General features: G+C 67.7%; 14 protein-coding genes. 5 read left to right on the top strand and 9 right to left on the bottom strand.

Annotation, left to right across the window (positions count from 1 at the left end; genetic code table 11):
* The first annotated feature begins 68 nt into the window (after window positions 1–68).
* Window positions 69–3,815: a multifunctional oxoglutarate decarboxylase/oxoglutarate dehydrogenase thiamine pyrophosphate-binding subunit/dihydrolipoyllysine-residue succinyltransferase subunit gene (locus ABZ412_RS23195; RefSeq protein ID WP_357283398.1), complete on the top strand. Its 3,747-nt coding sequence runs from the start codon at window positions 69–71 to the stop codon at window positions 3,813–3,815.
* A gap of 58 nt (window positions 3,816–3,873) precedes the next feature.
* Here ABZ412_RS23195 and ABZ412_RS23190 read toward each other — a convergent pair whose 3' ends face one another.
* Entirely contained in the window at window positions 3,874–4,722 is an 849-nt protein-coding gene (locus ABZ412_RS23190) for a GNAT family N-acetyltransferase (protein ID WP_357283396.1), read from the bottom strand.
* Between the two features lie 86 nt (window positions 4,723–4,808).
* Window positions 4,809–4,937 carry a hypothetical protein gene (locus tag ABZ412_RS23185; RefSeq protein ID WP_357283393.1) on the bottom strand — a complete coding sequence of 43 codons (129 nt, stop codon included), beginning with the start codon at window positions 4,935–4,937 and terminating at the stop codon, window positions 4,809–4,811.
* A gap of 221 nt (window positions 4,938–5,158) precedes the next feature.
* Here ABZ412_RS23185 and ABZ412_RS23180 point away from each other — a divergent pair, with 221 nt between their 5' ends.
* Window positions 5,159–5,815 (top strand): PadR family transcriptional regulator, encoded by a 657-nt coding sequence (locus ABZ412_RS23180; RefSeq protein WP_357283391.1) that lies wholly within the window; start codon window positions 5,159–5,161, stop codon window positions 5,813–5,815.
* Between the two features lie 12 nt (window positions 5,816–5,827).
* Window positions 5,828–7,324, top strand: a complete 1,497-nt coding sequence (locus ABZ412_RS23175; RefSeq protein ID WP_357283388.1) for a DHA2 family efflux MFS transporter permease subunit — start codon at window positions 5,828–5,830, stop codon at window positions 7,322–7,324.
* Between the two features lie 108 nt (window positions 7,325–7,432).
* Here ABZ412_RS23175 and ABZ412_RS23170 read toward each other — a convergent pair whose 3' ends face one another.
* The 3 genes from ABZ412_RS23170 to ABZ412_RS23160 all read right to left on the bottom strand — a co-directional run bounded on the left by ABZ412_RS23170 (window position 7,433) and on the right by ABZ412_RS23160 (window position 10,349).
* A complete protein-coding gene (locus tag ABZ412_RS23170) occupies window positions 7,433–8,053 on the bottom strand; it encodes a Uma2 family endonuclease (protein ID WP_357283386.1) in 621 nt (206 codons plus the stop codon).
* 244 nt (window positions 8,054–8,297) lie between these two features.
* Window positions 8,298–9,851: a molybdopterin-dependent oxidoreductase gene (locus ABZ412_RS23165; protein WP_357283383.1), complete on the bottom strand. Its 1,554-nt coding sequence runs from the start codon at window positions 9,849–9,851 to the stop codon at window positions 8,298–8,300.
* 66 nt (window positions 9,852–9,917) lie between these two features.
* Window positions 9,918–10,349 (bottom strand): VOC family protein, encoded by a 432-nt coding sequence (locus ABZ412_RS23160; RefSeq protein ID WP_357087266.1) that lies wholly within the window; start codon window positions 10,347–10,349, stop codon window positions 9,918–9,920.
* A 140-nt stretch (window positions 10,350–10,489) separates the two neighbouring features.
* Here ABZ412_RS23160 and ABZ412_RS23155 point away from each other — a divergent pair, with 140 nt between their 5' ends.
* Entirely contained in the window at window positions 10,490–11,359 is an 870-nt protein-coding gene (locus ABZ412_RS23155) for an alpha/beta hydrolase (RefSeq protein ID WP_357283381.1), read from the top strand.
* Window positions 11,360–11,432: 73 nt separating this feature from the next.
* Here ABZ412_RS23155 and ABZ412_RS23150 read toward each other — a convergent pair whose 3' ends face one another.
* The 4 genes from ABZ412_RS23150 to ABZ412_RS23135 all read right to left on the bottom strand — a co-directional run bounded on the left by ABZ412_RS23150 (window position 11,433) and on the right by ABZ412_RS23135 (window position 16,672).
* Complete coding sequence (locus ABZ412_RS23150) at window positions 11,433–13,229, bottom strand: long-chain fatty acid--CoA ligase (protein ID WP_357283379.1); 1,797 nt, start codon at window positions 13,227–13,229, stop codon at window positions 11,433–11,435.
* Window positions 13,230–13,340: 111 nt separating this feature from the next.
* A complete protein-coding gene (locus ABZ412_RS23145) occupies window positions 13,341–14,255 on the bottom strand; it encodes an alpha/beta hydrolase (protein WP_357283376.1) in 915 nt (304 codons plus the stop codon).
* A 27-nt stretch (window positions 14,256–14,282) separates the two neighbouring features.
* Window positions 14,283–15,113, bottom strand: a complete 831-nt coding sequence (locus ABZ412_RS23140; RefSeq protein WP_357283374.1) for an SDR family NAD(P)-dependent oxidoreductase — start codon at window positions 15,111–15,113, stop codon at window positions 14,283–14,285.
* A gap of 38 nt (window positions 15,114–15,151) precedes the next feature.
* Entirely contained in the window at window positions 15,152–16,672 is a 1,521-nt protein-coding gene (locus ABZ412_RS23135) for an NAD(P)/FAD-dependent oxidoreductase (protein WP_357283371.1), read from the bottom strand.
* Between the two features lie 130 nt (window positions 16,673–16,802).
* On the opposite strand from ABZ412_RS23135, the gene ABZ412_RS23130 reads away from it, so the two are divergent.
* Window positions 16,803–17,429 (top strand): TetR/AcrR family transcriptional regulator, encoded by a 627-nt coding sequence (locus ABZ412_RS23130; protein WP_357283368.1) that lies wholly within the window; start codon window positions 16,803–16,805, stop codon window positions 17,427–17,429.
* The last annotated feature ends 108 nt before the right edge of the window (window positions 17,430–17,537 follow it).

Here is a 17,537-nt window from a genome sequence, read left to right as displayed (position 1 = left end):
CGCATCGGCGCGCATCCGCCGATTACCCGTGCCGGGCACGTCACAAACGTCGCAGCGCGAAGAACGAAATGAGGCGAACACCTGCTGTGAGCAGCTCAACAGACCAGTTCGGACAGAACCAGTGGCTTGTCGACGAGATGTACCAGAAGTACAAGCAAGACCCCTCGTCCGTCGATGAGAGCTGGCACGAGTTCCTGGCGGACTACACGCCGGAGAACACTGCCGAGATTGGTAACAACAGCCAGGCGGCCGCCGCCGTCGCTCCGGCCCCCGCCGCCGTCGCGCCCGCCGCTCCCCCCGTCGCCGCACCCGCCGCGCCCGCCCCGGCTCCGGCCCCCGCGCAGGTGCGCGCCCCGCAGACCACCCCGGCCCCGAGCTCGAACGCGGCCCCGACCTCCGGCGGCCCCAAGCCGTCCGCCGAGGACGAGACCAAGGTGCTGCGCGGCGCGGCCGCCGCGACCGTGAAGAACATGTCGGCGTCGCTGGCCATCCCCACCGCTACCTCGGTGCGTGCCATCCCGGCGAAGCTGATGATCGACAACCGGCTGGTCATCAACAACCACCTGGCCCGCACCCGCGGTGGCAAGATCTCCTTCACCCACCTGCTGGGCTACGCCATTGTGCAGGCCATCAAGGCCTTCCCGAACATGAACCGGCACTTCGCCGAGGTCGACGGGAAGCCGAACGCGGTCACCCCCGCGCACACCAATCTCGGTCTGGCCATCGATCTTCCGGGCAAGGACGGCAACCGCGCGCTCGCGGTCGCGGCCATCAAGAACACCGAGGGCATGACCTTCGCGCAGTTCCACAGCGCGTACGAGGACGTCGTGCGGCGCGCCCGTGACGGCAAGCTCACCAACGACGACTTCTCCGGCGTCACCATCTCGCTCACCAACCCGGGCACCATCGGCACCAACCACTCGGTGCCGCGTCTGATGCTGGGCCAGGGCGCGATCATCGGCGCGGGCGCCATGGAGTACCCGGCCGAGTTCCAGGGCATGAGTGATCAGCAGCTCGCGGAAATGGGCATCGGCAAGCTGATGACCCTGACCTCGACCTACGACCACCGCATCATCCAGGGCGCGGAGTCCGGCGACTTCCTGCGGACCGTCCACAACCTGCTGATCTCCGACGAGTTCTACGACGAGATCTTCCACGGCATGGGTGTCCCCTACGAGCCGGTCCGCTGGCGCAAGGATATTCAGGAACGCGGTATCGACAAGTCGACCCGCGTCCAGGAGATGATCAACGCCTACCGCAGCCGCGGCCACCTGATGGCCGACACCGACCCGCTGCGGCTGGTGAAGGACAAGTTCCGCTCGCACCCCGACCTGGATGTCACCCAGCACGGCCTGACCCTGTGGGACCTGGACCGCGAGTTCAATGTCGCGGGCTTCCACGGCCAGGAGCGCATGAAGCTGCGCGACGTGCTGTCCATCCTGCGCGACGCCTACGCCCGCCACGTAGGTGTGGAGTACACCCACATTCTGGATCCCGAGCAGCTCAAGTGGATTCAGGAGCGGGTCGAGCAGAAGCACGCGAAGCCGACCGTCGCGGAGCAGAAGTACATCATGTCCCGGCTCAACGCGGCCGAGGCGTTCGAGACCTTCCTGCAGACCAAATACGTCGGCCAGAAGCGCTTCTCGCTGGAAGGCGCCGAGTCGGTCATCCCGATGATGGACGCCGTCATCGACCAGTGCGCCGAGTACGCCCTCGACGAGGTCGTCATCGGTATGCCGCACCGTGGCCGCCTGAACGTGCTGGCCAACATCGTGGGCAAGCCCTACTCGAAGATCTTCACCGAGTTCGAGGGCAACATGAACCCGGCCGCCACCCACGGCTCCGGCGACGTGAAGTACCACCTGGGTGCGCGCGGCACCTACCTGCAGATGTTCGGCGACAACGAGATCGAGGTGTCGCTGACCGCGAACCCCTCGCACCTCGAGGCCGTCGACCCGGTGCTGGAGGGTCTGGTCCGCGCCAAGCAGGACCTGCTCACCAAGGAAGACATCGTCACCAAGGGCGAAGAGGCGCGGTCGTTCTCGGTCGTGCCGCTGATGCTGCACGGTGACGCGGCCTTCGCCGGCCAGGGTGTCGTTGCCGAGACCCTGAACCTGTCGGGTCTGCGCGGCTACCGCACCGGTGGCACCGTGCACATCGTGGTGAACAACCAGATCGGCTTCACCACCGCGCCGGAGTACTCGCGTTCCACCGAATACTCCACCGACATCGCGAAGTTCATCGGCGCCCCGATCTTCCACGTGAACGGCGACGACCCGGAAGCCTGTGTGTGGGTGGCCAAGCTGGCCGTCGACTACCGGCAGAAGTTCCAGCGCGACGTCGTGATCGACCTGATCTGCTACCGCCGTCGCGGTCACAACGAGGGCGACGACCCGTCGATGACCCAGCCGGGCATGTACGACGTGATCGACACCAAGCGTTCGGTCCGCAAGGCGTACACCGAGTCGCTGATCGGCCGTGGCGACATCTCCATGAAGGAAGCCGAAGACGCCCTGCGGGACTACCAGGGTCAGCTGGAGCGGATCTTCAACGAGGTGCGCGAACTGGAGAAGTTCCCGCCGGAAAAGTCGGAGTCGATCGAGGAAGAGCAGCAGCTGCCGCCGAATCTCGTGACCTCCGTGGACAAGACGGTGCTGCAGCGCATCGGCGACGCGTTCCTGAACGTGCCCGAGGGCTTCACCGTGCACCCGCGCGTCAAGCCGGTGCTGGAGAAGCGCCGCGAGATGGCCTACGAGGGCAAGGTCGACTGGGCCATGGCCGAGTTGCTGGCCTTCGGCACGCTCATCGACGAAGGCAAGGCCGTCCGCCTGACCGGTCAGGACTCGCGTCGCGGTACCTTCTCGCAGCGCCACTCGGTCATCATCGACCGCAAGAACGGCGACGAGTACACCCCGCTGCACAACATCGGCTCGGCCAACCCGGGCTGGTTCGCGGTGCACGACTCGGCGCTGTCGGAGTACGCGGCGGTCGGCTTCGAGTACGGCTACTCACTGGGCAACCCGGACGCGCTCGTCCTGTGGGAGGCGCAGTTCGGTGACTTCGTCAACGGCGCGCAGTCCATCATCGACGAGTTCATCTCCTCCGGTGAGGCCAAGTGGGGTCAGCTCTCCGAGGTCGTGCTGCTGCTGCCGCACGGTCACGAGGGCCAGGGCCCGGACCACACCTCGGGTCGTATCGAGCGCTTCCTGCAGCTGTGCGCCGAGGGTTCGATGACGGTGGCGGTCCCCTCCACCCCGTCGAACTACTTCCACCTGCTGCGCCGCCACGCCCTGGACGGCATCCGCCGCCCGCTGGTGGTGTTCACCCCGAAGTCCATGCTGCGCAACAAGGCTGTGGTCTCCGAGGTCGAGGACTTCACCGACAACAAGTTCCGCACCGTACTCGAGGAGCCCACCTACGAGTCGGGCAACGGCGACCGCGCCAAGGTCAAGCGCGTGCTGCTCACCTCCGGCAAGATCTACTACGAGCTGGTGGCCGAGAAGAACAAGCACAACCGCGACGACGTGGCCATCGTCCGCGTCGAGCAGCTGTACCCGATTCCGAAGTTCCGCCTCAACGAGGCCCTGGAGCAGTACCCCAACGCCTCCGATCTGGCGTGGGTCCAGGAGGAACCGGCCAACCAGGGCGCCTGGCCCTTCTTCGGCCTCAACCTCCCGGAGATCCTCCCGGCCCGCTTCGGCAAGCTGCGTCGCATCTCCCGCCGCGCCATGTCGGCCCCGTCCTCGGGTTCGTCCAAGGTGCACGCCGTGGAGCAGCAGGAAATCATCGACGAGGCGTTCTCCCCGACCGTCTAGTCACCGAATCCCAGTGCGGGGCCGGATCTCTCACCGAGATCCGGCCCCGCGCCGTTTCTCAGTCGAGGCGGTAGATGTCGTAGTCGCCGAGTGGCCGGAAGCCGAGTCGCTGATAGAGGGCCGTGCTGGTGCGGTTCGCCAGATCAGCGAAGAGCATGACATCTCGCGCGCCGGAGGCGAGAGCGTGGCGGCAGGCGAAGGTGGTGGCGGCGGCCGCGAAGCCCTTGCCGCGCAGGGGTTTCGGGGTGAAGACCGGGGCGATGCGGACGGTTCCGGTTACGACCGGGCCGGTTCCGGCCATCGACACCGGGGTGCCGTCCACTTCCCACAGTGACAGGCCGCCCCGCGTGAGGCGTTCGTCGACCATGCGGTCCAGGTGCGCCGGGGGCGGGTCGCCGATATCCCGGGTGAATTCGAGCAGCCATTCGATCGCCAGTTCCCGGTCACGGTCGGTCGCGAGGCGTCCAATGCCGTCCGGCATCGGATCGGGCGGGATCAGATCGCCCAGCCGGTAGAGGCGATCGGCGCGGCTCAGGGTGACCGACCTGCCGTGCGACCGCGCCCAGGCTTCCGCGACGGGACGGGCCGAGTCGGAGGGGCCGGACACCGCGGGCAGCGCCGGATCGATCGCCGAGTAGTCGCGCACGAGTGGAACGATCGCCTCGGACGGCAACGGGGACACCACGATTCCGAAGGGTGGTGTCCGGAAGAACGCGGCTGCGACCTCGCCTCCGGTCGTGGTCCACCATCCGAAGTGGGGTGGGGCGTCCCCGTAGATCGTCGGCCCCTGCCGTCGCAATCGATCCAGCACCGTGAGCAGCACGGTGTTCCGGATCGGATCCGACCGCAGGAATTCGCCCGCCGCCCGCTCGTACGCCGACAGCTCCTCGGTAATCGTCCACCCCATGCGTCCATCATGGCGCAGACGACGGGAACGGAACAGCCCGCCGAGAACGACTCGGCGGGCTGTTCGGTGTCCGGTGCCGGGACGAGTTACTCGCCCGCCGAATCCGCCTGCTCCGCAGTGGAATCGGCCGTGCCCTTGATGTCCCAGGCCGCCATCATCGCGGCGAGGCCGTCCGCGGCGGCGGTGTCCTGAGTGGTCGATTCCTGGTCCGACATGCGGGTACCTCTTTCTGCTACTTCCCTGACGAAAGGTTGATGTTACCGGTCGGTTTCAGTTGCCGCGCGCCGAGAAATGGCCTGCGACAAGCGATTTCACAGATAAGTGACAGGGGTCACAAATGCCGGGGAGCCGGTCGCCCGGGAGGGGTTGCGGGCGGGGTGTTCGGCGTCGTATATTCCACGTGGAATATTTGGTCCGGAGGATGGTGGTGGCGGTGATGGCGTCACTCGAAACGGAGGTCGTGGTGATCAAGAAGCAGTCGGCTCCAGCGCTCACGCCGATGGCGCTGCTGGTTCTCGCACTGCTGGAGGAACGTCCGATGCACCCGTACGAGATGTATCAGCTGTTATTGAGCCGCCATGAGGACCAGTTCACCAAGATCAAGCCGGGGTCGCTGTATCACACGGTGGCGCGGCTGACCGATCAGGAACTGATCGCGGCGGAGAGCACCGATCGGGCCGGTAACCGGCCGGAACGGACCACCTATCGCATTCGCACGGCCGGGCACGCGGCGCTGCGTGAACGAGTCCGGGACCTGCTGCGGGAACCGGTCCACGAGTACCCGGCGTTCGTGACCGGATTGGCCGAAGCGCACAATCTGCCCGTGGACGAGGTCATCGATGCCCTCCGCGAACGCGTCGCCTCGATCGAGGCGCGGGTGGCCGAGCTGACCACGCTCCGCGACCTGGCCGCCGCCTCCGATGTCCCGCGCCGTTACTGGATGCGGGTCGACTACATACGCGCGCACAGCACCGCCGAAGTCACCTGGCTCCGCGGACTCATGGACGAGCTCCGCAGCGGCGAACTCGAATGGGAAACCTTCGACTCCGAGTCCGGCGAGCGCGTCGACACCAGAACCCACTCCCAGGGATAGGAACCCGAATCCATGTCCACTCAACGCAACCCGTGGCTCGCGCTGTACGCGCTGGTCGTCGGGTTCTTCATGATCCTGCTGGACATGACCATCGTCGCGGTGGCCAATCCGGCGATCATGAAGGACCTGAACGCCGATGTCTCCCAGGTCATCTGGGTCACCTCCGCCTACCTGCTGGCCTACGCGGTGCCGCTGCTGGTCACCGGCCGGCTCGGGGATCGCTTCGGCCCCAAGAACATCTACCTCGGCGGCCTGGTCGTATTCACCCTCGCCTCGCTCTGGTGCGCCGAGTCGACCAGCATCGACATGCTGATCGCGGCCCGCGCCGTGCAGGGCCTGGGCGCGGCGCTGATGACGCCGCAGACCATGGCCGTCATCACCCGCACCTTCCCGCCGGACAAGCGCGGCGCGGCCATGGGCCTGTGGGGCGGTGTGGCCGGTCTGGCCACCCTGGTCGGCCCGATCCTGGGCGGCGTGCTGGTGGACTGGCAGGGCTGGCAGTGGATCTTCTACGTGAACGTGCCGATCGGCATCATCGCCTTCGCGCTGGCGTTCTGGCTGGTCCCCTCGCTGCCCACGCACGAGCACAAGTTCGACCTGGTCGGTGTGGCGCTGTCGGGCGTCGGCATGTTCCTGCTGGTGTTCGGTATCCAGGAGGGCAACACCCACGACTGGGACGCCCAGATCTGGGCCATGATCGCCGCCGGTGTGGTGGTGCTGGCGCTGTTCGTGGTCAACCAAGCTCGCAATACCGGTGAGCCGCTGGTGCCGCTGAGCCTGTTCAAGGACCGCAACTTCGCGCTGTCCAATGTGGGGATCGCAGCCATGGGCGCGGCGGTGACCAGTGTGTTCGTGCCCGCCTACTTCTACCTGCAGCAGGTGCACGAGCTGTCGCCGACCCGCTCGGCGCTGATCTTCGCGCCGATGGCCGTTCTGACCGGTGTGTTCGCGCCGATCATCGGCAAGATCTCGGACAAGGTCGCGCCGCGGGTCATCCCGACCCTCGGTTTCGCGATGTTCGCGGCCACCCTGTTCGGTTTCGCCGTGCTGATGAAGCCGGACGGCTCGCTGCCGCTGTTCATGATCGTCGGCGGTTTCGCCGGTATCGCCAACGCCTGCATCTGGGCGCCGCTGGCCTCCACCGCCACCCACAACCTGCCGGTGCAGCAGGCCGGTGCGGGCGCGGGCGTCTACAACACCACCCGCCAGGTGGGTTCGGTGCTCGGTTCGGCGGCGATCAGCGCGCTGCTGTCGGCGCGGATCTCGGCGCAGGGCCTGCAGAGCGGACCGATCGGCGAGGGCTCGGGCGGTAAGAGCCTGAGCGATCTGCCCGCACAGGTGCGGGATCCGATCCTGGAGAAGCTCAGCACCGCGCTGAGCCAGTCCATGTACCTGCCCGCGGCGATCCTGCTGATCGGCGTGGTCGCCTCGGCCATGTTCATCGGCTTCGGCAAGCAGGGCGACGGGAAGCAGGACGATATGGCGAAGGCGAACATCGGAGCGCACTGACCTATCGCAGGGCCTGATCGGCCGCTGGTCGATGGGCTCGAATCCAAAGGTGCTGCCCGCCAGGGCTTCCCGGCGGGCAGCGCTGCTTCCGTCCCCTGCGGGTCGCGGTCAGAGCAGCAGGCCGATGAGGCGGGTCCAGTCGATGCGGATGTCGATCGGCATATCCGTCAGGGTCTCGCCGATGTGGGCGGTCAGCCGCCGCAGCGGCCGGTAGTGGCCCAGTACCAGGACGTGGGTCTGGATGGCGCGCACTCGATCGCGATCCATGTAGACCAGCCAGTACCAGGGGATTCCGGCCAGTGCGTACTCGGCCATCTTGTCCGCGGTGTCGACGCGTTCGGTCGCCGGGGACACCACCTCGACGGCGATCTTCACCCGCTCGGCCCGCAGCGGGCCGACATCGGCGGGCGCACAGGAGAACAGGATGATATCGGGGCGGCGGATGGTGAGGCGCGGCGATTCCCACAGCAGCACGTCCTGGTCGACGCCGACGTAGAGCGAGCCGTCGTTGTATCGGCTCATATGGTGCTCGGCCCCGGACTCCAGCATGGCGGCCAGCCGGCGGGTGGCGTTGCGGTGGGGCAGGGCGGGCGTTTCGGCGCGCACCACGTCACCGTTGACCACCTCGACGAGCCGGCAGAAGTCGGGGGGCAGCTGCTTCCAGATGTCGAGCGTGATCGGTTCGGGCTGCAGGTTTTCCGCCCGCGCCCATTCGAGTACGCCGAACATGCGCGCTCCCCTCATTCCCCGAACGAGTTGTGCCCCCGGGCGAGCGGATGCCCCCGAGCGGCCGGACCGAGCCACGACTGCCGCGATGATCTTAATCCGCGCGGCCGCCGAAACGGTTGTTCGGAACGTTCGCCCGCGCCGGACCGGCGAGCCGCGCGGACGATGGTCGGGCACGAGGTGTTTCGCGCACTGGATCGGCGGCGTGCGTGACGCGGCGCCGATTCTTGGGGCGGAACAGTCTTTTTCAGCCGATTCGCACGGTCAACGACGGATATCCGGTCGCGCCGTCGGGCACGACGTCCTGTCGCCGCTCGGTCTGGGTCTCCCCAGTGCCGTCGGTGGCGCGCGCCCAGACGGTGTGCACGCCGCTGCCCGCGGGCGCGTCCCAGTCGAAGGCCCACTGCACCCAGGTGTCGATGGACGGGGCGGTCGCCAGGCGCGCGGGCTGCCAGTCCCCTTGGTCGATACGGACTTCCACGCCGCGGATGCCGCGATGCTGCGCCCACGCCACCCCCGCGATGGTGACCTTGCCGGGCGCGAGGGTCCGGCCGCGCGGGGTGTCGATGCGGCATTCGGTCTTGATGGGGCCGTATGCCGACCAGCCGCGTTTGGTCCAGAACGCTTCCGCGCGATCGAATCTGGTGATCTCGAGTTCGGTCACCCACTTGGTGGCCGACACGTACCCGTACAGGCCCGGCACCACCAGCCGCGCGGGATAGCCGTGCGCGGTGGGCAGCGGTTCACCGTTCATGCCGACCGCCAGCATGGCGTCGCGGCCGTCGGTGAGCACGGCGAGGGGGCTGCCCGCGGTGAAGCCGTCGACGCTGCGGGAGAGCACCATGTCGGCGTCGGGGTGCGGCCCGGCCTGGGCGATCAGTTCGTCGAGCCGGTAGCCGAGCCAGCGGGCATTGCCGACCAGTTCGCCGCCGACCGGGTTGGAGACGCAGGCCAGGGTGACCAGCCGTTCGATGGGGGTGCGGGCGGCGAGATCGGCGTAACCGAGCCGGATCTCGCGATCGACCATGCCGTGGATGCGCAGGGACCAGTCGTCCTTGCTGACCTGCGGCACGGTCAGCGCCGTGTCGATGCGGTAGAAGCTGGAGTTCGAGGTGAGGTAGGGCGTGAGGCCCGGCAGTTTCAGGTCCCCGCCCGGATCGACGGGCGGCTCGACGCTGGTCGGCGTGGGCAATTCGACGTCGGCCCGCTCGGCGGAGACGTCCCGCGACCGCAGCCCGATGATCCGTCCGGCCAGGCCACCGGCGACCGCGGCGGCTCCGGTGATGGCGAGCCAGCGCATCACCTGCCGCCGTTGCGTGGTCTGTTCCGCGGCGGACTCCGCGGGGGCCGGTGTCGCGCCGGCGCGTTCCGCGGACTCCTCGAGTCGGCGAATCAGGCTGCGCAGCACGAGAATTCCGGCCACGGTGCCGAGCAGCGCGGGTATCGCCCAGGTCCAGGCGGCAGCGGGTCGTCCCACCGCGGCCGACATCGCGAGCAGTCCGAAGACCCCGAACAGTATCGATCCCCAGGGCCGCCGGACGCGCTCGGCGAGTCCGGCGACGGCCGCCAGCACGACGGCCGCCACGCCCATCGACACGAACAACAGCAGTTTGTCGTTGGTGCCGACCAGCCCGATCACCCATTCCCGGAACCCGTCCGGCGTCTGATCGACGACCCACGCCCCGACGGCCTGCAAGGGGGTGCCGTCCGGACTGACCAGCACCGACACCACTTCGGCCACACCGAGCGTGACCAGGCCCGCGACGATGCCGCCGGCGATTCGTACTTCGCGATCGGCCACGAAACCGACCCTACTGCGGGAACCGCCGCGCGAACCCGCGCGAGAAATGACGATCCGGTGACGTCGTCACATGGTGGCGGAACCGGTGTAGTTGATCATCCACGGCACCGAGAACTTGTCGGTGACCATGGCGAACGCGTCGGCCCACTCGACCTTGCCGAGCGGCATGGTGACGGTGCCGCCGGGGGCGAACTCGTTGAACAGGCGCTCGGCCTCGGCCGCGGACTCCACCTCGACCTGGACGGCGAAGCCGGGGTTGGAGTTGTCGATGTCGTTGCCGGGCGGGGTGTCGGACACCATGAGGATATTGGTGGCGCTCAGCGGCAGCTGCGCGTTGGCGACCCGGTTGGCGATCTCCGGGGGCAGGTCGCCCGGGGTGTCGCCGCCCATGTCACCGAAGCGGACGATGGTGGCCTCGCCGCCGAAGACGGACTGGTAGAAGGTGATCGCCTCCTCGGCATTGCCGTTGAAGACCAGGTACGGGTTCAGTGCGGGCATGGGTTCCTCCTCGGTCGGTGTGGCGGGTGCGGCGGCACCCGACAGGTAGGACGCGGGGGCCGCCCGGAAATCATCGGTCGCGGCCGGGAAATTTCGGTGAATGCGAGAAATATTCGGTGCGTCCCCCGGTTGACCTAGCTATGAGCGAACTGCCCCGGGTCCAGCACCGTCACCTCGAGGTGGACGGCGTCGACGTGTTCTACCGCGAATCGGTCCCCACCCGCGCCGATGCCCCGGTCCTGCTGCTACTGCACGGCTTTCCCGCCGCCTCGCACCAGTTCCGGCGGCTCATGGACGCGCTCGGCGACCGCTACCGGCTGATCGCGCCGGACTACCCGGGTTTCGGAAACACCGTGGCGCCGGCGGATTTCGACTACACCTTCGACCGGTTGGCCGATATCACCGAGGGATTCGTGCGGGGGCTCGGCCTGACCCGGTTCGCCATGTACATCTTCGACTTCGGCGCGCCGATCGGCCTGCGCGTGGCAGCCCGCCATCCGGAGTGGATCGCCGGGCTCGTGGTCCAGAACGGCAATGCCTACGAGGCCGGACTGTCCGAGGCCGCACAGGGTTTCGTCGCGTTGCGGCCCGATCACGAGGGCGACGAGGACGTCATCCTCGGCCTGCTCACCCTCGAGGGCACCCGCGGCCAGTACGAGGGCGGGGTTCCCGATCCGAGCCTGCTGAACCCCGACGCCTGGACCCTGGACCAGCACTACCTGGACCTCCCCGGCCGCAAGGAAGCGCAGCTGGCCCTGGCCTACGACTACAAGTCGAATGTGGCCCGCTACCCCGAATGGCAAGCGTGGCTGCGCAAATACACTCCCCCGACCCTCATCACCTGGGGTGCGAACGACATGTTCTTTCCCGCCCCGGGCGCGCACGCGTATCTCGCGGATGTTCCCGACGCCGAACTGCACCTGTTCGACACCGGCCACTTCGCACTGGAAACGCATGCAGCCGAGATCGCCCGGCTGATCGCGGACTTCCTGGACCGGTTGCCCGCCTGAACGGAAAAGGCGCTGCCGGTGGAAATTCCACCGGCAGCGCCTGCTTTCGACTCGGATCAGGAGTCGACTCCGATCAGGAGTTGTAGATCGCGTCCACGTCGGCCGCGTACTGCTTCATGACGACGGCCCGCTTGAGCGACAGCTTCGGGGTCAGCTCGCCACCCTCCTGGGTCCAGTCGACCGACAGAATGCGGACCTTCTTGATCGCCTCCGCGTGCGAGACCAGCTTGTTGGTGGCCGCGACCGCGTCATTGATCTCGCCGACCAGGGCCGGGTTCTCGATGAGGTGCTCGATCGGGGTGTCGGCGGGAATCCCGTTGCGGGTCTTCCACGCCGGCAGCGCCTCAGGGTCGAGGGTGACCAGCGCGCCGATGAAGGGCTGCCCGTCGCCGACCACCATGACCTGGCTGATCAGCGCGTTCTGCCGCAGCGAGTCCTCGAGCATGGCCGGGGAGACGTTCTTGCCGCCCGCAGTGACCAGGATTTCCTTCTTGCGACCGGTGATCGCGATGAAGCCCTGCTCGTCGATGGCGCCCAGGTCGCCGGTCTTGAACCAGCCGTCGGCGTCGAACGCGTCGGCGCTGGCCTCCGGGTTGTTCCAGTAGCCGCCGAACACGACCGGGCCGCGGATCAGCAGTTCGCCATCGTCGGCGACCTTGGCGCCGTGGCCGGGCAGCGGGCGGCCGACCGAGCCGACCTTGATGTACTTGGGGGTGTTGACGCTGACGGCCGCGGTGGACTCGGTCAGGCCGTAGCCCTCGTAGATGGTGACGCCGGCGCCGCGGAAGTAGTGGCCCAGGCGCGCGCCCAGCGGGCCGCCGCCGGAGACGGCGGAGGAGCACTGGCCGCCCATGGCCTCGCGCAGCTTGCTGAACACCAGCTTGTCGAGCACCGCGTGCTGCAGCTTGAGCACGATGCCGGGGCCGCCGGTCTCGAGCGACTGGCTGTACTGGATGGCGATCTCGGTGGCGTAATCGAAGATCTTGCCCTTGCCGCCGTCGTGCGCCTTCTGCTTGGCGCCGTTGAACACCTTCTCGAACACGCGGGGCACCGAGAGGATGAAGTTCGGCTTGTACTGGCCGAACTGCTCGACCAGGGTGGACCAGTCGGCGGTGTGGGCCACGGTGACGCCGGCGTCGAAGGCGGCCAGCGCGACCGCGCGGGCGAAGACGTGGGCCAGCGGCAGGAACAGCAGCGACTTGCGGCCGGGCTGCAGGAACTCGCTCATGGAGGAGCGGTCGGCGGCCGACTCGGCGTAGAGGTTGGCATGCGAGAGCATGACGCCCTTGGGCCGGCCGGTGGTGCCGGAGGTGTAGATCAGGGTGGCCGGGGAGGCGGCCTTCACCTGGGCGCGACGCTCGTGCACCACGGCGTCGTCGAGATCCTTGCCGCGCGCGGTGAGCTCGGCGATCGCGCCCTTGTCGATCTGCAGCACCTCGCGCAGGCTGTCGAGCCCGGCCTCGATCTCGGCGATGGTGGCGCGGTGCTTGTCGTTCTGGACGATGGTGAGCTTGGTGGCGGAGTCCTCGAGGATCCAGCGCGCCTGCTCGGCGGAGGAGGAGTCGTAGATCGCGACGGTGCAGCCGCCGGCCGCCCAGATGGCGAAGTCCAGCACGACCCACTCGTAGCTGGTCTGAGCCATGACGGCGACGCGGTCGCCGAGCTCGATACCGGAGGCCACCAGTCCCTTGGCCACGTCGGTCACGGTCTTCGCGAACGTCGCCGCCGTGACGTCGTTCCAGCCGCCCTTGCCATTCGGGGTGTTGAAGACCACCAGCTCAGGGGTCTTCTCAGCATGCCGGAACGCGCCGTCCGACATGTTGGCGTTTTCCGGAATGGTGTAGGTAGCCGGGACTTCGAACTCTCGCATCGCTGCCCTTCCACAGAGGTTTACTGGCGGGTAATTTACGCCACGCTCACAGGTAACTCTCCGCGGACCGCCCGAACCTGTTCCCGGACGGTCTCGCGCTGTGACTCGTCTCTATCCTATTGACCGAGTTTGCGCCGGTCGAAGCGCCTGGCGCAGGAATTGCCCGAGTTCGACGGTGACCGCGGCGGCCGGCGCCACCAGAGCCGCCTGCAACTGGGCGACATGCCAGAGACCTTCGGTCTCGGTGAACTCGGTCGGCACACCCGCCGCGCGCAGCTGCGCCACCAGCCGCGTGCACTGGTCGTGCAGCAGCTCGGCCTTGTCGGCCTGGACATAGGTGGGCGGCAGTCCGCGCAGGTCGCCCAGCAGCGGCGCGTACCCGGCGTCCTGGCCGTCGCCGCCACCCAGGTAGGCCGCCGCGCAGACCCGCGACCACGGCTTGTTGATGACCAGATCGCGGTTGCGGGTGGGGACCTCGTTCGGGTCGGTCCACGGCGCGATCAGGCCCAGGGCGGCCGGGGTCAGGCCGTGCCGGTCGCGCAGCCGCTCGGCCAAAGCCAGCGACAGCCCGCCACCGGCCGAATCACCGGCCACCGCGATGCGTTCCGGCCGGAAACCGGCCGCCACCAGTTCCAGGAACGCGGCCTCGGCGTCCTCGAGCGCCGCCGGGAACGGGTGCTCGGGGGCCAGCCGGTAGTCGGGAACCTGCACGGCGCACCCGGTTTCGCGGGACAGGTAGGCCGCCAGCGAGCGGTGCGTGAGCGGCGAGCCGACGGTGTAGCCGCCGCCGTGCAGATACAGCACGGTGGCGCTGTCGGAGACCGGCCCGACCGAGACCCGCTCGGTCGGGCGGCCGCCGAGGCGGACGTGCTCGAGGTGGGTGCCGCGCGGCGCGCGCTGCGCCGCCGAACCCCAATCCATCAGTGCCCGCTGGACACCGAACGGGAGCCGGTGATGGAGCATGACCCGGAAGACCGGGTTCAGCACGGCTCGGACGACGGGCAACGGCAGTGTCACATCGGGCATGTCCGAATGTCCTTCAGAATCGCTGTATTACGGCAGGAACCGCTTCTGCACGACCGCGGAGATCCGCTGGTAGTACGAAGCCGTGGTGCGCACGAACAGGTCGAGAGCCTTGGCCTCCCAGCCGATCAGCACGCGGCCGTAGCCCTTGCGGACCGCCTCGGTGATGGTCTGCGCGGCCATCTCCGGGGTGTGCAGGGCGAGCTTGCTGTCGAAGAGGCTGGCCAGGTTCTTCTGGTCCAGGCCCTCGGAGACGGTGGCGTTGCGGGCGACGGCGGTCTTGATGCCGCCGGGGTGCACACAGGTGACCTTGACCGGGGTGCCGCTCATCAGCATTTCCTGGCGCAGCGCCTCGGTGAAGCCGCGGACCGCGAACTTGGCCGAGTTGTAGGCGCTCTGGCCGGGGACCGCGATCAGGCCGAAGAGGCTGGACACGTTCACCACGTGGCCGTCACCGGATTCGATGAGGTACGGCAGGAACGCCTTGGTGCCGTTGACGACACCCCAGAAGTCGACATCCATGATGCGTTCGATGTCCTTGAACGCGGTGTCGGTGACATTGCCGTGGTGGGCGATACCGGCGTTGTTGTAGATCTGGTTGACCTTGCCGAAGTGTTTCTTCACCTCGTCGGCGTAGAGCAGCACGGCCTCGCGCTCGGCCACGTTCAGGCGATCGGACTTGATCTTGACGCCGAACTTCTCGCAGCGCCGCACGGTTTCGGCGAGGCCCTCGGTGTCGATGTCGGACAGCGCCAGGTGCGCGCCCCGCTTGGCCAGGTTCTCCGCCAGCGCGCGGCCGATGCCGGAACCCGCACCGGTGATCACGCAGACCTTGTCCTTGAAGTAAGCGTCGTTGCTCACGGTTACCGCTTTCGGTTCGTCAGGAGTGGGGGGTGTGATTAAACGGCCTGTGCGACAGGCCGGCCGGTGGTCTCGTAGGCCGCGACGTCGAAGTGCTCGAGCAGACTACGGAACCGGAAGGTGAAGTCCGGCCACAGCGTGGTGTTGTTGCCGTGCTTGTCCAGGTACCAGGAGGCGCAGCCGCCGGTGCTCCACACCGCGCCCTCCAGCTTGCGCTGCAGACCCGCGTTGTACTCGTCCTGCACGTCCTTGCGGACCTCGACAGTGCGCAGGCGCAGATTGTCGAACTGGGCGATGGCGTCGGAGATGTAGTTGATCTGCGACTCCAGCATGAACACCATCGAGGTGTGCCCCAGGCCGACGTTCGGGCCGAGCATGAAGAACATGTTGGGGTAGTTGTTGATCGCCGAACCCTTGTAGCCCTGCTGGCCGATGGCGTCGAACACCTCGGACAGGGTACGGCCGTCACGGCCGGAAACCGTGTCGTAGACCGGCGAGTCGGTGACATGGAAGCCGGTGGCCACGATGATCGCGTCCACTTCGCGCTCGACGCCGTCCTTGGTGACGATGGCGTTCGGGCGGATCTCCTTGATGCCGTCGGTGACGACGTCCACGTTGTCGCGGCTCAGGGCCGGGTAGTACTCGTTGGAGATCAGCATGCGCTTGCAGCCGATGCGGAAGTTCGGGGTGACCTTCTTGCGCAGTTCCGGATCGCGGACCTCGGCGAACAGCTTGGCGCGGGCCACGGTCTCGAGGGCGAGCATGGCGGGCGGGAACTTGGCCAGGCCGACCACCTGGGTCTCGCGGGCGGCGTAGATGCCGGCGCGGTAGAGGCTGCGCAGCGCGGGAATGCGCTTGAGCGCGAACTTCTCCGGGGCCAGGTACTCGCGGTCGACGCGGGGCAGCAGCCAGGGGGCGGTGCGCTGGTAGACGTCCAGGTGCGCGACCTCGGCCGCGATGTTCGGGACGATCTGAATGGCGGAGGCGCCGGTGCCGATGACGGCGACGCGCTTGCCGGCCAGATCGGAGTCGTGGTTCCAGCGGGCGGAGTGGAAGATCTCGCCCTGGAAGTCGTTGATGCCCTTGATGTCCGGCAGGTTGGGCTCGCACAGCGCGCCGACGGCGGAGACCAGGATGTCCGCGGTGAACGGGCCCTGGCTGGTCTGGATCTCCCAGCGCGCCTCGGCGGCGTTCCACTGGGCGCCGGTCATCTCGCAGTCGAAGATGTGCTTGTCGCGCACGCCGTACTCGTCGGCGACGCCCTGGATGTAGCGCTGGATCTCCGGCTGCTTGGAGAACGAGCGCGACCACTCCGGGTTGGTGGCGAAGGAGTACGAGTACAGCTGCGAGGGGACGTCGCAGGCCGCACCCGGGTAGGTGTTGTCGCGCCAGGTTCCGCCGACATCGCTGCCGCGCTCCAGCACGAGGTAGTCGGTGCGTCCCTGCTTGCTCAGCCGGATGGCCAGGCCCAGGCCCGAGAACCCGCTGCCGACGATGATCACGTGGGAGTGCCGGGCAGGCCGGTTGCCGACAGCTTTGTCTGTAACCTTGCGACTCATGTACCCGAGAATATGGTCTTATTGAGTGGGAGTCAATACTCTTATTGAGCGCTGGTCAATATTATTGACTCGTGTTCAGTAACTGTCGACCCCAGTCAGCACTATCGGACAAGTGACCAAGGAGCGCGCCGTGAGCAGCAGACCGGACAGCCGGGCCAAACGCGTGCGCCTCAGCCCCGGCGAACGCCGCGAGCAGCTGATCACCCTCGGCGCCCGCATGTTGCGCGAACGCGCCCTCGAGGACATCTCCATCGGCGAGATCGCCACCCAGGCCGGCATCTCCCGCGGCCTGCTCTTCCACTACTTCCCCACCAAGCACGACTTCCACCTGGCGATCGTCAATCACGCCAATGCCGAACTCCTCGAACGCACCACCCCCGACCCCACCCTGTCGCTGTTCGACATGCTGCAGGACGCGATCGAGCGCTACATCGCCTACGTCACCGAGAACCGCACCTCGTACCTGGCGTTGCTCCGCGGCCCCGCCAGCGCCAGCCCGGAACTCGTGGCCCTCGTCAACGCCACCCGCATGGCCCTCGTCAACCGTATCCTCACCGAGGCCCCCATCCCGGCCGACGACCCCGACCGCCCCCGCCTCGCCCTGGCGGTCCGCGGCTGGATCGCGTTCGTCGAGGAAACCACGCTCACCTGGCTCCGCGAGGAACCCATCCCCCGAGAAGCCCTCGTGGACATGCTCGTGACCTCACTGCCCGCCCTCGCCCTCAACGCAGATCTGGCCGCCGCCCTTCGGCAGTGAGCGCCACCGCGGCGAGCATGAGCTCGGCCGCCAGCTGACTGTGGACCACCAGCAATCGGCGATACAGCTCGTCGACCGCGATACATCCGGACGGTGATGCGGGTGCCG

It is taken from the genome of Nocardia sp. NPDC005746 (genome assembly GCF_040630785.1).
Lineage (GTDB): Bacteria > Actinomycetota > Actinomycetes > Mycobacteriales > Mycobacteriaceae > Nocardia.
This window is presented reverse-complemented; position numbering and strand designations above follow the sequence as displayed.